We start from the raw sequence: 16,329 nt of genomic DNA on the forward strand, positions 1-16,329 counted from the left end.
AAAGTTGTCTGTGATGGTTTCTAGTTTGAACTCTGTAGCTATGTTTAAGCCTATTAATACCTAACCTTGAAGTAAGTTAAGTGCAGCTTGACTGACAAACTCAATTTGTAAATTGTGGTTGGTGAGTAGATAAGGCGTGTTACTGTCCATGTCTTCCTTGCCATCATTGCACTGTATGGATAATTTTAACTATAGCAGTAATTCTAAGCATGACAGTGCTATGTTCGCAGAGTTTCTGAATTGATTCTTACATAAATGAAATACAATATAAGACCACAAAAAATTGCCAAAAATTGTAGGTTGAATAGCTGTTTCTGTCGAAGAAAAATAATGGGGTTAGTGCATGTGAGCAGATATAAAAGAGGCAGTCTAATGCTGCCTCTGAAGGGGAACTAAATTTGTCACTAATTTTTTGATGGTGAATAGCTGGGAGGTCTATTCTCCTTTGCTTGTCCAAAGACTTTATTCGGTTCTTCACTCAGAGAAAACTGTAAAGTCACAGGTTTATTGATGTACGTTTCATCTATCCAACTATTTAAGCTTGGCTTGCCATTAACCCTTAATGCATCGATATATATTTTATCTTCTGATGCGTCAGGAGCATTAATCGTTAAATTACCGATTTGAGCAAAAGTAAACTGGGGACTCGATAAAGCCAAGTCCGCACGTCCTGGGTATTTTGGATAAATACCAAGACTGCTGAATACATACCATGAAGACATTTGGCCGAGGTCATCTTGACCTGGAATACCATCTGGTGCGTCTAGCCATAATTGTTTCATCGTTTCACGAACAGTTTGCTGTGTTTTATAGGCATCGCCCGTATGCAAATACATCCATGGCGATAAGATTGAAGGCTGATTTGACACATCTGCATATTCAGCTGAATCTCTGTAAAGTACCCACGTGCCATCTGGCTTTTTAAAGTGAGCGTCAAGCCTTTTACTCATGGCCTCATCACCGCCAAGTATTTCTGCTAGCCCGGCACCATCATGTGGGATCATCCATAAATATTGAGCCGGACTTCCTTCAACAAATAAGTGTCCAGAAAATGCATCGAAGTCTTTTTTCCAGCTGCCATCTTTATTTCTACCTTGTATATACCCTAAAGACTCAGTAGCTGATGCGTTATATATGTTTCTCCAATACCCTGCTTCATTAATAAATCGAGTCGCATCTTCTGTTTTGTCTAGGCGGTTGGCAAGTTGACCCAATGAGAAATAGCTAGATGCTTGCTCCAATGTCTCCGAAGCACCTTCCCAGCTATTAGATTCGTCAGCAATGTAACCTAGCGATTGCCATTGGTCTAAAGAGGGCTTTTGTCCTCTACAAAACACAGGACAGCCAATATCCGATAAATCAAACTCCGTCGGGTTTATCGCGGCTTGTCGAAGCGAGTGATATGCGCCAGTGACGTCAAAATCATCAGCACCGAATGCAACGAAGTTTGCGATAGCAATGGTCGAAGGATCGCCACTCATTACCCCTGTTGGGCCCTGCGTTATGAGTCCAGCGATCCCATATACCATTGAATTGATTTGCTTGATTAAATAAAGATTGGGCAATATCGCTTCCTCTCTTTTTATCCAGCAAAGTCACTAACTGCAACTGAGACCGATAAACATCCCAGCCAGAGAAGTTTGCATATTGTGCAGCTTGAGTAGCCTCTATACTATGTACTTTTTGAATCAAAGCCCATGTATTCGCCATTGACGTCAGAAAAGACATTCGGGTGAAATAAGCTATGGTACAGCGCGGTGTAAAATACTCGTAATTTACTTTGATCTTCAGACGCGACTTTGACCTTAGATAATTCATTTTCCCAAGCATTTTTCTGAATGGGTACGTATTTGTTCGAAACTTTGTTCTGCTTGCTCTTTTGCTAAGTTTTCTCTTGCATTGTCTAAACTGACATAAGAAATACCCACTCGCATTTGAACTGTGTCACCATTATTAAGGCCAAGGTCGACCCATACACCTGAGCCTTTTCCAATGTCTGGCCATCCGTTGTCTCCGTAACCCATACCTCCTTTGGAGGATTTGGCACCATGTTCAATTACGTCATCTTTCCATGCGCCTGAGCCAGTTATTGGCTTATCTAGTTTGGCGACAAAATGCAGGGTGTAATAATCTCTTTGATTGTATTCACCTAAATAACCACAGAAGTTACCCGATGTCACATAACCTGTGATTTCGCCTCGTTCGGTATCAACTTTTGCATAGGCATCACCACTTCCGAGTTGGGAATAAGCGGTTCTAAATAAGAGTTTTGCATTTTCCGATTTTTCGAAGGTAAAGTTGGCAATACCGCTTCTAGTTGTTGCAGCGAGCTGAACGTTAACACCATTGTCTAGTCCTACTTGGTAATAACCTGGAATAGCGGTTTCATCATCATGTGAAAACGCTGCACTGTAATAGCCATTGATTGGATCAGTTGCAGGAGAAAACGTTATGTCTTTGGTAAAAGGCATGACAGGAATGTCACCTGATGCGCCAAGGCACCCTGTGCCGGATAAGCGCGTGAATGAAAAGCCTTTTACGCGGCTAGCTTGATAGTTATATCCACCAGGTGAAACTGGAACTCGCTTTTTCTCTTCGAGTATTTTTTTTGAGATGCCTTCAGACTCCGCGAGTAAATCTTCTGTATAGGCGTGTTCAGGTCCAAAATTGAACATACCAAAAGGGACTACAGCACCCGGCGTTACGTTACCAGCTTGGCGGTGGTTATAAGGCCCTTTAGTGCCTATTAATGGATTAACATATGAAACAACGTCAGAAACGTAGTGTGGTTCAGCCATTTGTTCCGTTTTTTTTAGCTGCTCCCTTGGTCCATTACTGCAGCCAGAGAGTAATGCTGCACTGACAGATAATGCAATTAGATGTTTATTCTTAATGTTGTAGTTCATGATAAACCCTTAATTAGAACGTTCCAATTTGTATGTAATAGGAATTAAGATTATTTCCATAAGATGCCATTGTTTCGTTGCCTAGTACAATTTTAATGCGCTTATTTACAGGTTTTTAGCGATAGTTAACAATTATCCAGCAAATTCACTAACAGAAAAGGGGCACTTAAGTGTTTCCTTTAGTCGGTTGAAAACTCGCCTGATAGTAAGTTACGAAGCTGGTTGTTGTTTTTTAAAATAAAAATACAAATACTCGTTTTTAAAATTCCATCTGATTTTATTTCACTTGGCATCAAGGTTTTTGGTTCTGATGTGCTATTTATAATTTCGTATGATTTATATTGTTAATTTTTTCTTTGAAATATGTTTTATTTTATTTTTTATAATCTCTTGTTGACTCTGTCATATTTTTGAAATAATTTGTTTTTCGTAGTCATAACTACATTAATTTATAGATGGAAATAATAAGGATTTATCAATGAAAAAACTATCTTTAGCAGCTCTGCTATTATCTTCCCTAGCAATTAGTGGTCAAGCGCTTGCAAACACTTATACGATCACTAAAGAAAAACAGCCAAATAGAATGTTAGTTTTTAGCTCAAGTGGCGGTACAAATGTAGAGCTATTTTCGATTTTAAATCTTGATTTGAATCATATCCCATATAGAGATAAAACTGGTGTAATTACAGGAGTTTCATATACATCAGCAAGTTATAGCAATTCAGTAGATGAGACAGCAGAGCTATGCTATCATCGTGCATATAATAACAACCCATTTAAATGCATTCCAATCACACCTAATTTTTCTGACAGCGTTAGCGACTTTAATGGTTTAGAGTTTAAAGCTGGTATTACTATATCTGTTAGACATAGAGTGGAACCTACAGGTAGTTTCCAATTTTTAGAGCCTAACAGAAACGAGAGCATTAGTTTTACTTATCGTACAAACTAATATTTATTAGCTGCATCAATAATATTGATGCAGCTTTTTTAATAAATCTGATTTTTATAATTTTAAATTTCTACTTTTTATTAAGTCATAGTTAACTTGCAATGTGTTCCTTAAAAAGGAATTTATAAACTCTTTACACATATCTATCCCCAAGTGATAAGTATATCTCGCTAATACCCACAAAGTTGCTAATTTGTCGTGAATAATTATGTTATGCTTTTATCGTTTATTACATGTACAACGATTTAACAAGGAGGCGAATTGATGTCGGAACTTAACAGGTTTGACGAGTGCTTTGTATACGTTATTTACGGAGAGCAAGAGCGTCACTATCTAGAGGCACAGTTAAGCATAGCAAGTCTTCTTTTTCATAACCCCAACGCGAAAATTTGTTTGTTGGTAGAACGAGATGATTTATTTGACGCACACGATCAAATACGGGTTATTCCTTTCACTAAAGCCATGCAAAACGAATGGTTGGGTAGCGATAAGTATCACTTTAAGCTGAAATTAGCAGGATTAAAGTTCTTACTTGAAAATCATGCCAAAAAGGTCATTTTCTTAGATACTGATACGTTAATCAGAGCTGACATTACGCACCTAATGGATGGCGTATCAAACGGATCCATGCTTATGCATGAGTTAGAAGGTACACTGAAAAGAAAACGGTTTACACGGCAATATGCCGCAGCGATTGGCAAGACATTTGTAAGCCCAACCTATGGGAGCTGGCAGGTTGAGCATGATGCCCCTATGTTTAATTCAGGCGTAATTGGCATCACAGAAGCGCATGTTGAGCATCTAGATATTGCGCTGTGGATGATGCCATTATTGGATGAACTCATTGATATTCACTCAGCAGAACAGTTTGCTCTGGGTATTATTTTGTCTCGTCATGGCACAGTGTGCGAAGCAGGTAACAGGCAAATCTATCATTATTGGCACAAAAAGCCTCGTAAATACATTTTTGAGCAAATGAAAATCTTGGTCAGTGAGCTAAACGGTAGCAGCTTGTACCACCACCCTCAACGAATGGCTTCTTTTAAGTTTAGGCGTCCTTTCAATCGCTGGCTTCAAGACAAACTCACTGGAAAAGTACCGACGAATTAATTATCAGGTCAGCACAATTATGTGCTTTGCTTTATATATAAAATTTCAGCATCTAACTAAAGTTAGGTGCTGCTCCGTCGCTTTAAAATTAGCTAGCCCCCCTCTTCATAGACGACGCTGATGCGAGTTCATGTTCTTGTCTTTGGCTTAATCAATTTTACTTTTCTTCTGTATTACAAATTTGTATATTTTTAATCGGTTTTAATGAGTTAAACTTTAGAAAAAGCACTGTAGAGTTAGCTATGAATGTGTTGTTTGTAGAAGATGATTTAGAGATTGCCTCATTTATAAAAAAGGGGCTGGCGCAATACGGCGATTCAGTAAAACATGTTTCAACCGCTCAAGAAGGCTTGATACAGGCGTCTTCAAGTGACTTTGATGTGATTATTTTCGACAGGCTATTACCGGGTATGGACGGATTAGATGCGGTCAAAGTACTGAGAGCCAGTGGAGTAGCGACACCTATTATTATGCTGACAGCGCTGGGGGATACTTCCGACAGAGTGAGCGGTTTGGATGCCGGAGCAGATGATTACTTAGTCAAGCCCTTTGAATTCTCCGAGTTATATGCTCGATTAAAAGCATTAACACGAAGGAAGCCACTCACAGTACAGTCGGTTTCCCTGACACTTGGAGAACTAGTTGTCGAGAGAACAAGCCGCAAGGTAACGAGAGCAGGACAAATAATTGAGCTAAATACAAAAGAATATCAAATTTTAGAATACTTGATGCAGTCTCCAGGGCAACTTGTGACAAAAACCATGCTCCTTGAAAAAGTATGGGGCTTTAACTTCGATCCAAAAACGAGCTTAGTACAAACCCACGTAAGTAGACTTAGAAACAAAGTGGATAAACCGTTTAGCTTTGAGTTGATCAAAACCGTACGTGGAAGTGGCTATATTATATCTGATGAATAGATCTATTACTTTTACCGATTTATATAATTCCTTAAAATTTACAGCTGCAATGACTGTGCTTTTTGCAGCGTCGTTTTTAGTTACTTCTATTTGCATACTGTCTTATATCAAGTCTTCGCAAGAGAAAGAGCTTGTTGAGTATGTAGAAGAAATTAAAGGCCTCTATATTGAGGACGGTTATGAAAGCGTGTTACATGAATTTGATTTGGAAGAACAACCAATTTGGGATCGAGTCGAGAGTATAGAGCGTTTGGTTGACCATGAGTTTATTTTTGCTCTGGTTGATCGTGGCGTTTTACTTGTTGGAAGTAAATTAGAGTTTTCGTCAAATACAGAGCCAGAGTGGTCAAGTTTTGATTTAAAATCAGAGCATGATTTTCAATTACTGACATTATCTATCGCCCTAACGGAAGATGTTTCTTTAAGCATTGCTCAGCCTTTAAGTTATGAATATATGTTCAGCAAACAATTGCTTTGGCAGGCGAGCTTAATTGGTGTGGTGTTAATTGCATTTATATTGTTTTTTATACGCTTGCTTTTCAATTACAGACGGCGATTAGAAATACAAACATTAATGACTCAATTGGATGAGGTTTCACGCTCTCCGGACTCTGTGCGCTTGAGTTGTGAGGTAAACGACAGCGTACTGCACGATTTAACCGCTTCTGTAAATCTTATGCTGGATAAAGTCTCTAAGTTACATGGTACAACTAAAACCATGTCTGTTGGCATAGCCCATGATTTGAAAACGCCACTATCCAGAGTTGCTAATCGATTACAGAGTATGGCCCAAGATGTGGGTGACGATATTGCAATTACATCTCACATCGGCCATGCGACCAAAGACCTTCATTCAGTTATTTCAACCTTTAATAATTTAGTGAGACTAAACAGCATTGAATCTGGAAAGCACAAACAAAATTTCCAACTAATTAACTTATCTGAGTTAATTAATGATTTGACGCTTAGTTATGAACCTGTGTTTGAAGATTCTGGTAGAGTGCTATCACATTCTACAGTTGACTGCGTATGCTGTTTTGGCGACAAAGACCTTTTGAATCAACTTTTATGTAATTTATTAGAAAATGCGTTGGAATATAGCAATGAGGGATCGCATGTTTGGATACGATTACAAAGTCATACTAACTGTGCTCTATTGCAGGTTGGTGATAATGGTCCCGGTATTGATAAAGAGGATCAGCCGTATATTTTTGATCGTTTCTATCGCGCAGATCTGGGCAGAACAAAACCTGGTAACGGTCTTGGTTTGAGTATCGTAAAAGCCATTTGTGATGTTCATGGTGCTAGTCTGGTTTTGTTGCCCGATCAATCTGGTGCTGTATTTAATATAGAAGTGCCAATTTCTAATCAATAATTCTAAATCATACAATTTTGTATTATGGGTGTATGAGACATGTAACACACAAATTGAAAAATCCCCCTAAACTTAAGCTATTGATGTAGCGTTAATAGGTTGAGAAATGATTAGGAGTATTAATATACAGCGTATTGTATTTACAATCCTTTTGTTGTTTTTATCGGGATGTGGAGGCGGTGGGTCTAATAGCGAAGAGACCGGTAATGGCCAAACAAATGTAATTGGCAATACTAACCAAGACAATCAGGATTCTGGTAATAATGAACCTGATGATAGCAATGTCGTAGATGAAGATGATTCTGCGGATAACGGTGAGCAAGAGCCGCCTGCATTGTCAGGGGACGATACTTTTTCTTCCCGAGAAAAAATCTCTCACTTTGTACAGCATGCCACATTTGGTGCGACTCCTACTTTACTTGATGACCTAGAGGATAAAAGTGCATCTCAATGGTTCATTGATCAGTTGGCCCTTCCCCCTAGTTTAATACTGCCCAGTGTACAAGCCGCTGCGCCGAGCGATCCCGAAGAAGACTTTAGTTTGTTCTATATCGAGCAAACAAGTTTTACCTTTTGGAAAAACAGTATTGAAGCACCGGATCAACTTCGTCAACGCGTCGCTTTTGCGTTATCTGAGCTACTTGTTGTTTCAAATGGTGGTGGTGAAGTATTAACGGATGTGCCTGAAGCCGTGGCTGCATATCAAGACCTGTTAATCAACAATGCATTTGGCAATTATCGATTGTTGCTGGAGCAAGTTACTTACTCACCCGCTATGGGGCACTATTTAACTTATATGGGCAGTGAAAAAGGAAATGATGAGACAGGCAGAATGCCTGACGAAAACTACGCCCGTGAGTTACTGCAATTGTTTACATTAGGTGTAGTCGCGCTTAATAAAGATGGGACAGAGCGGTTAAATGAACATGGTAACCCAGTTGAGCTTTATACCAACAAAGATATTACAGGTTTAGCACGCGTTTTTACTGGGCTAAATTTAAATGAAGATGATCCTGAAGCACACTTAGGAAAGCGCTTCAGCCAACCTATGTCCATTTTTTCTGATTCACATTCAGAGAAAGAAAAAGTCTTTTTAGGGTTTTCAATTGCTGCGGGAAGTAGCGCTGAAACGTCTATTTCCCAAGCGCTGGACCACATTTTCAATCATGAAAACCTTGCGCCCTTTGTTACTAAGCAACTCATACAGCGTCTGGTTACGTCAAACCCAAGTTCCGATTACGTACTTCGTGTCGTGAGTGCTTTTGAGTCAGGGTTGTTTACATTGCCAGATGGCCGCGAAGTAGGAGAAAAGATTCGCGGAGATTTAACGGCAACAATTGCAGCAATTTTATTTGACCAAGAAGCGAGGGATCCCGGCACCCCAAATGGCGGTAAAATTCGTGAGCCCATTCTGAGGTTTACACAATGGGCACGTGCATTTGAAGTGCAAAATGTAGCGCCTCATTTTGTACCTCAGTTATGGGATACCAGTGCAAGTGCAGATCTAGGACAGCATCCTTACCGCTCTCCCAGTGTGTTTAATTTTTTTAGGCCAGGGTATAAGGCGCCAGGTAGTCTGACCGCTGCTGAGGGGCTGGTCGCGCCAGAGTTGCAAATCACCAATGCAAGTTCGATACCTGGATACGTAAACTTCATGACCTACTTTATTACAGGGCAACAGCAAGAAGCTGATCTTGAAGAGCTAAAAGAAGAATACGAGGATTTAGGAATTGAGCTTGATTTGGAGCAAGCCTTACTCAGCTTTAAGCCAAACTATGAACAATTATTGAGTATTGCGAAAGAGCCAAGCGCCCTACTTGATCAATTAAACTTACTTTTATGTGCTAATCAACTGAGTACAAATAGCTATAACAATATCAGCCAAGTAATTGCTTCTATTGAAGAAGATGCTGAAGATGGTTTTGCTTCTCGAGTCCATTTGGCAATTTTAATGGTGATGTCTTCACCTGATTATTTGGTTCAGAAGTAAAGGATAAGACAATGAATAGACGTAATTTTATTAAATCAGCAAGTGCTGGTGTTGTTGCCTCTTCTTTTATGAACATGGGCAAAGTGTTGGCAAATACACAAGTAAACGCCACGGAATATCGTGCACTGGTTTGTGTTTTCTTATATGGTGGCATGGACAATCACGATACGCTTATTCCCTATGATAACGAGAGCTATAGTAAATGGGCCAAGATAAGGCAATCGCTGTTAAACCAATATACCACTAAACGAGAGCTCAATAATCTGATATCAATTAATGTACCGAGTCGCTTCGCAGAACGCCAATTTGCTTTACCGCCGGAAATGCCCTCTATAGCAAGCCTTTATCAACAAGGTAAGTTGTCAATAGTGGGCAATGTTGGCCCCTTATTAGAAAATGTCACAGCCACCAGCATTCGTAATGAAACAGCAAAACTACCATCTCGGTTATTTTCCCATAATGATCAGCAAAGCACTTGGATGTCAGGTAAAGCTGAGGGCGCTCAGTATGGTTGGGCTGGCAGATTAAACGATGCGTTAATTAATCAAGGGCAGATCCAAGCAAACACTTTTTCTGCGGTAACAACAGCTGGTGGAGAATTACTTGTTACAGGCACGAATACCGCCCCATATCATGTGACAGATGGACGTGCTGCAACGGTTCAAGCTTTAGAATATTTTGAAGATAATGATGCTGTTAAGGCACATTTTAGCGCTTTAGGCCATCAAAGTACTAATTTAATTGAGCAAGACCTTTCTAATAAGATTGCTCAATCGTTCGACGCGAACAATATGTTTAACAAAGCAATCTCGTCACAATCAAACAGTGTAGGAGAGTTTCCAAAGACTGGATTAGGGAGGCAGCTTGAGTCTGTTGCTCGGACGTTAGCGGTCAAAGAACAACTGGGTACCAAAAGGCAAATTTTTGTTGTATCCATGGGTGGGTTTGACACCCACTCTGGACAGGCTCAAACCTTACCAAAATTACAGTCTGCATTAGATAGCGCACTTAATGCTTTTAACAGTTCTATGGAAAGCATGGGTCTGACTAACAATGTTACATTATTTACCGCTTCTGATTTTGGTCGCACGCTTGCGATTAATGGTGACGGGACGGATCATGGCTGGGGTGCGCATCATTTTGTGATGGGCGGCGCAATCAATGGGGGTACTGTATTTGGTGATATCCCCCCTGCTGAGCTTAATCATGAGTTAGATGCTGGCAGTGGTCGATTAATTCCAACCATGTCTGTTGACCAGTACGGTGCTGCTTTGGGTCAGTGGTTAGGAATATCTGATACTGAGTTAGAGCAAGTATTTCCAAACTTAAATAAGTTTGGTGCACGCCCTGCGTTGTTTGCATAGTTCCTTGATATAGCAGGTGCACTGGCCTGCTATACTTTGACTTAAAATTTAAGAGGCCTATTATGCACACTACAAACAGTGGCAGCCTGATCTTGATTTTGGTTATATTTCTAATTGTTCTCTGCTTTTTATACGGTCGCCGTTATAAATCAAAGCTTAAAAAACGACATTTAAAACCGCCCAAAGAAAATGATGATTAAACACAGGCAAGCGTAACTATTTAAAGTGAAAATGACTATTTTAATCAATTGTTACGCTATTAGCCCCAGTTTTACCCCCGATATCTGGGTAATACATCATTTCAACTGTTGCTGAAGGTGTTAGAAACTCACCGCTATAACGAACTTCAGCTAAATACTCAAATTGCGTGGTGCCTGCGGGCAGTTTATATCTATGCCACGATGCCAATGTTCGTCCATCTTGACCGAGTAAAACCGTCACAGCTTGAGTGTTCTTTTGCTTCAACCAGCGCCAATAGGTTTGATTTTTTAGACTTGGGTCCAATATTAATAATCCAGAAGGTAAAAAGTCCTTAATGAGCACATGCTCTCGTTCTATTGGTGAAAACACAGTTATAGTGACCTTTATTAGTTGCCCAACGCTTAATTTATCTTCGTTAACAGGTTGCCAATTGCTGCCTTGTTTAATGCGATATTCTCTAGTTATCTCTAAGCCATCAAACGACGGCGTTTCTTTTGATAGCAAGGCTTTTTTTTCCAGGTGTAAGTAGTAAGGCATTGACGGCGCATGATTGATACGATGTTCGGACATCTCATTTACAGTATTCAGCTTGTCTGTTTCTACTTCAGTTAATGGCAAACCTTTGAGATCTTTGAGCGCTAATGTACATATACTATCTATTAATGTATTGCCAAAGTGCCCGATTTGAAGTTGTTTGGAAATAACAGGTTTAAAAAGCAGTGCTTTTACATTTGGTATTTCAGTTAATTGAATTGCCAAACATTGATTTAAAGTCGACCCTAGTGCATTGAAAGACTGGTCTTGATAACCCGCTCCTATGATATTTGTTAGAGTTGACTCAATGTCGTCTTGGGGTGCTCCTGCTGCTTTTAGTGCTTGTAATTGCAATAGGTGACTTGTTGTATCAAGTACGCCCAAGGCATATATGTTTTTAATTTCTGACAAATCTAACGCGTTATGCTCTGACAATGCCCATAACAACCACTCTCTGTCATATCGGTTATGGTGTGAAGTGGAATGCGTATGGTCTATTGTGTTCATGAGCTGACTTTTCAGCTCGTCTAACAATTCAGGGTCAAATTCAAACTGATAATTGCTATTTGAAAGCCATTTATTTGCCAGTAAAGTATAAGCACTCAGCATCAGATCTGTGCCTGTATTCTTAAAATACCGATAGCCGCTGTAACGCACATTCTGCATTAAACTGGTTTTGAGCAGCTCGGCGAGCTTGGTGTTAGGTACCGCATTTGTAATCGGGTTATACGTTAAACTCACCGCCCTTGAAAGTGTTTGTTCTAAACATTGATGGGGATAGTGATGGTGGTAATTGGCAAGTAGCGCCCAGTTAGGTGCATTACTATTTAGGGTACTTACTTGAGCGTGCTCAATCACGGATGTACTTGGTACAAGAATCGTATTTGAATGGGCAGGATCCATCTTAAAAACACTGCGCTTGTGCGCTGTATTTTTTAACACCTGAATATCTTTGCGATAGTGCCTTTTGCTGTCGTTCAAGCTTCGTATTGATATGGTATTAAGTCCCAATTTTAAATCGTTTAATGGTATTTCAAACCTTTTTAATTGCATTGCCTCAAGTTGTGGACTGTCCCTTTTTATTATCATACCGTTAAAGGCTATCTCAACACGATCTTGAACAGAGTGCTGATTGGGATTATTGATTTTTACAACAGCAACGGGTTTATCTCTGAGAAATACTTTTTCGGGGACGTATATCTGATATTCAACATCAGCTTGGGTGTTCAAAGTATGTGTATATTTTGCTTGATTGTGCTCATTAATTGCTAATACAAATAAACGCCACCGACCATTGAGTTGCGGTAATTTGATTTCAATATTTTTAGTTTTGTTCGCCGTCAAAGAGGCGGGAGTGAGCCATACCGACTGTGCTTGATCTGACATTCTGTGTGCTGAATTTGACGGCGCTAATGCCGCCATACGACTGCGTTGTTGAACACTGTTGGAGAATAAGGCTGCAAGAATATTATTATTCGTATTTGTGTCCAGTAGCCAATCTGTTTGATTATGAACTGAATGCCAAGGTTGATGGTATGAAAACCTATGATATAACTGTTGGAAAGAGACTGAACTCGGTGATTCATGCGATACATCGAACAACGCGTCGTTCACTATCCATATTTGAGCGTCAGCGGTTTGGTTGCTTGTAACGTTAATTTCAAGAGTGCCGTTAGGCTCAATGATGTTAGGGTGTTCGACTTCAAGAGTGAGCTTGTCTGCTGGTTCTACATGAATAAACTGACTTAATTCATACCCATAAACGCGAGGCTTTGTAGGCAACGAAATTTCACTGAGGCTATTTAGGTTGCGTTTCGCATTTTGCCGTGCTGCATCCACTATTTTTTTGATTTTCTGATTGAATTCACTTTTTTTATTCGCAATGTGCTCTGTAGTCGATGGTAAAAATGCAGTCACTTCAAAGCCAGGTATCAATGCATCATCAATTTCTATTTCTATGTCGTTATTGCCCTTATTGACCTCGACGATAAAGCTTCTCATCAATTCGCCTGCTTTTATCATTACAGCAGCCTGCCCCTCAATGGGTGAGTCAATACTTAAAGTATACACTTCCCCTACCGTGGCTGAAGACTGACCAATGAGTTGTGGTGTGGCCTGTTTAGTTGTTGCTTTTGTTTGTTCTTTGTTAAGTTGATAGCCTCTTTTCCAAACGTATTGCTCATCTCCACTGATGATCTTTAATTCAGCATAGTCATCGATGTGTTTGGGGATATCACAATGCAAAGGCGTTGTGCCTGAACACAGTGCCAAAGGTGTGAAACTCTCATCATCCACAGACTGTAAATTATTGATTGAAATGCTGACATGCGCTTTAATTTCAGCTCCATCTTGAGTCAGCGCGATCACTTTTAGCTTATTTTCCTCTATGGTTGTTCCTATATAGTGGCTTCTTGAAAAATATGGCAGTGTCGTGTGGTAAAAACGAGTCTCACCAGAGCTTGAAGTGACTTGAGAAGACAGTGAAACACCGATGAAAGGTGCATCCATGTTTAATATAATTTCCCCTTCGCCTTGCTGATCAAGCTGAACCTTGTGCGTTTTATTTTGCGATGGTGCTTCGTAAAAGTGACGGTAGTCGTAATCTTCAGGCCAAGAATCCGGGTGTGTATAGACGGACTGAAACTTTACTCTCAACTCGCCGGTAAAATTGTTGACGTCTTGCCCATTATAAGTAACGCCCCGCACTTTAACGTTAAAAGGTTTGTTGATGTGCACGTCTTGGTTATGTAACCAAGAAAACTCGATTTCCGGTGGAGTGAATTGGGCAACTTTAATATAGTCATAAGTGTCTACACGGTGTGAACCCACGTATAGTTCGATTTTATAACTACCCACCTGCTTAAAACCTGCAGGTATGCTGAAATGCACTAAGCCTTGTGGTGAAATAAATTTAGGAAAGATCTCAAAGGCTTTCAACGAAGACCTGTTTGGGTTTTTGATGACAGCACGAATATCTTGAGTGAGTGCAACTAAGCCTTCTTCAGTATGCTGCTTCATGGCAATGCTAAAGTTCACAGCTTCATTGGGTTGATAGATGGGTTGGCTAAATATGGTATGCGCTGCAATGGCATTTGTCTTGCTCATATCCAAGTGCACCATGGCTTTTTTGCGGTCAGCTTGCGCCCAAAGCCAACATTGACTATTTTGTGCAAGCATCATTTTTTGAAGTGCTTTATGTGATACGTTCAGTTTGCCGTATTTATCTGTGGTGCCCAAAAATTTAGGTTTTTCAAACTGTTCACAGGTTAACCAAACACGTGCTTTAAGTGGCAAATTGTCTTTAAATGAATAAGTTGAGATTGAGAGCGTCGCACCAATTTGGGCAAATAAGTTAAAATCTGATAGTGATAACGTTTCATGGTCTGATATTTGTTTTATGTGTAACGTTTCTGTCTTCGAGTCGACGCTCTGACCAGATACCTTGTATATTAAAATGCCACTTCGGTTGTTCATCAAATGCGATATTGGTAACTGTTCGATATGGAGTATTTTGGGTGAGCTATTTAGTAAGGTGAGCTCTTTAAACTCAGTGTTATCGCTCTCAATCACTGTCGATTGCCATGCGTGTAAAGCGTCTAAGTTGTCTATTGATTTATATAGTATTTTAAGGTTTTTGCTATTCCGGTGTTCAAGTAATAAGTGTCCTTGCTCACCTGTTTGTAATTGAGTGCCAAGATAATTTGAAAGCCGCCAATAAGGGGTACTTTCACGTGTTGAAAAATGCACTACAGCGGATCTATTTTCGTAGGTCTTTCCGGATACCCCTTCAACACCTTCAAGGTTGAATTTATATTGGGTGTCACCATCGAGTGCTATGTTATACATGGCACCTAATTTGTGCTTTTGAGGCATATCAAAAGCAAAAGAACGTTTTCCCAATTGGTTTTGAATAATGTCGCTCAACGATTGGTGATTTTTAAGTGGTTCTGAAAACGCAACAGCTAAAGATTCAGGTGCGCAGGTTTTTAGCTTGCCTGGCTCTAGTGCAATGTAATCACTGATGTACTTATTAATTCCAAAAGGCTGACAAAAAAGACCGTAAAACTCAGGTCGTTCAGGTTGTGCGCGTTTACTGTATATAACAATATCCTGTTTGTTAGTAACGTGTTTATCGCTTAATTTCGTGCCCTTAGGTAAAACAATTTTTAACTTTGTGTGCGCTATGTCTTTTTTAAATTCATAATCTAAACGTATGTATCCATTCGTTTGTTCTGATGATACTGAAATTGGCTGTAATGATTCATCATCACTAAAAAAGACAATCGTGTTTTGAAGCTGTTCGGCTATGTTTTCATTGGCGACCAAACTTGCATCATAGCTTAAGGTGACTTTATTGTTCTTAGCTTCAGCATACTGAATTGGTAAGTCTCGTCTGAACCATTGTTGTTTAAAATCTTTGTTCAGAGATTCTGTTAGTCCACTAAATCCGCGGTTAACACCAGCTGTGATTGGGTACAGAGTTGGCACTTTTGTGTAGAGGTCGCAGCTGAGAGACTTTAAGCCTTCAAATCGCCAGCGGCACATATGTTTGTAATCTGCCGTTAAATAAATGTGTTCTATTTGCCGGGCATGCGGTATATCACCCGATTTCGCGATATTTTTGTTAAAAACAAACAAGATTTGATTAAGGTGATTTTCCTGATAACTGAACTTGATATCAGAGACTTTGAGTTGCCCTGCGGTGAGATTAACGGAAAATAGACAGAAAAATAGCAATAAAACTCGAATCATGGTCTAGCCCTTTAGGTACAGGCGCTAAAGATAACAGAAACCTGTATAGATTTTCTATGTTTAGAGCCAAATAAGTCTATAAACGGTGAGATGATAAAAAAAGGGTTATCCTGCTTCAAAAATGGCTGTTTTAAATTGGGTAATCTCAGATGCTGAACGCTTTGCGATAATTTTCATGAAGAAACTTATATCGTTAGCGATTTTTTGACTATCTTTTAAGTTAAGGAA

The 16,329-nt window shown here is 39.7% G+C and carries 11 protein-coding genes; 6 read left to right on the forward strand and 5 right to left on the reverse strand.

Annotated features, from left to right (window positions below):
* Positions 1–404: 404 nt before the first annotated feature.
* Genes JF50_RS27665 through JF50_RS27675 form a run of 4 tightly spaced genes read right to left on the reverse strand, consistent with a single transcriptional unit; the run spans position 405 to position 2,906 of the window.
* Complete coding sequence (locus tag JF50_RS27665) at positions 405–1,529, reverse strand: glycoside hydrolase domain-containing protein (protein WP_268747835.1); 1,125 nt, start codon at positions 1,527–1,529, stop codon at positions 405–407.
* A complete protein-coding gene (locus tag JF50_RS27805) occupies positions 1,426–1,728 on the reverse strand; it encodes a glycoside hydrolase domain-containing protein (RefSeq protein WP_327077602.1) in 303 nt (100 codons plus the stop codon). The genes JF50_RS27665 and JF50_RS27805 overlap by 104 nt, the downstream gene beginning before the upstream one ends.
* Positions 1,673–1,840, reverse strand: coding sequence for a glycoside hydrolase domain-containing protein (locus JF50_RS27670; protein WP_235423483.1), 168 nt, complete (start codon positions 1,838–1,840; stop codon positions 1,673–1,675). The genes JF50_RS27805 and JF50_RS27670 overlap by 56 nt, the downstream gene beginning before the upstream one ends.
* Entirely contained in the window at positions 1,815–2,906 is a 1,092-nt protein-coding gene (locus tag JF50_RS27675; protein ID WP_235423458.1) for a hypothetical protein, read from the reverse strand. The genes JF50_RS27670 and JF50_RS27675 overlap by 26 nt, the downstream gene beginning before the upstream one ends.
* Positions 2,907–3,384: 478 nt before the next feature.
* On the opposite strand from JF50_RS27675, the gene JF50_RS16205 reads away from it, so the two are divergent.
* The 6 genes from JF50_RS16205 to JF50_RS16230 all read left to right on the forward strand — a co-directional run bounded on the left by JF50_RS16205 (position 3,385) and on the right by JF50_RS16230 (position 10,614).
* Positions 3,385–3,858 (forward strand): hypothetical protein, encoded by a 474-nt coding sequence (locus JF50_RS16205; protein WP_039610457.1) that lies wholly within the window; start codon positions 3,385–3,387, stop codon positions 3,856–3,858.
* Positions 3,859–4,122: 264 nt separating this feature from the next.
* Complete coding sequence (locus JF50_RS16210; RefSeq protein WP_039610458.1) at positions 4,123–4,968, forward strand: hypothetical protein; 846 nt, start codon at positions 4,123–4,125, stop codon at positions 4,966–4,968.
* Positions 4,969–5,210: 242 nt separating this feature from the next.
* On the forward strand, positions 5,211–5,885 hold the full coding sequence (locus tag JF50_RS16215; protein WP_039610459.1) for a response regulator transcription factor: 675 nt from the start codon (positions 5,211–5,213) through the stop codon (positions 5,883–5,885).
* Entirely contained in the window at positions 5,860–7,260 is a 1,401-nt protein-coding gene (locus tag JF50_RS16220; protein ID WP_152614567.1) for a sensor histidine kinase, read from the forward strand. Before JF50_RS16215 ends, JF50_RS16220 begins: the two co-directional genes overlap by 26 nt.
* 106 nt (positions 7,261–7,366) lie before the next feature.
* Positions 7,367–9,250: a DUF1800 domain-containing protein gene (locus tag JF50_RS16225; protein ID WP_039610461.1), complete on the forward strand. Its 1,884-nt coding sequence runs from the start codon at positions 7,367–7,369 to the stop codon at positions 9,248–9,250.
* An 11-nt stretch (positions 9,251–9,261) separates the two neighbouring features.
* Positions 9,262–10,614, forward strand: coding sequence for a DUF1501 domain-containing protein (locus tag JF50_RS16230; RefSeq protein ID WP_039610462.1), 1,353 nt, complete (start codon positions 9,262–9,264; stop codon positions 10,612–10,614).
* 240 nt (positions 10,615–10,854) lie between these two features.
* Here JF50_RS16230 and JF50_RS16235 read toward each other — a convergent pair whose 3' ends face one another.
* Positions 10,855–16,101, reverse strand: coding sequence for a hypothetical protein (locus JF50_RS16235; RefSeq protein WP_039610463.1), 5,247 nt, complete (start codon positions 16,099–16,101; stop codon positions 10,855–10,857).
* Positions 16,102–16,329: the final 228 nt, after the last annotated feature.

The sequence above is a fragment of the Pseudoalteromonas luteoviolacea genome (assembly GCF_000814765.1).
Lineage (GTDB): Bacteria > Pseudomonadota > Gammaproteobacteria > Enterobacterales > Alteromonadaceae > Pseudoalteromonas > Pseudoalteromonas luteoviolacea_H.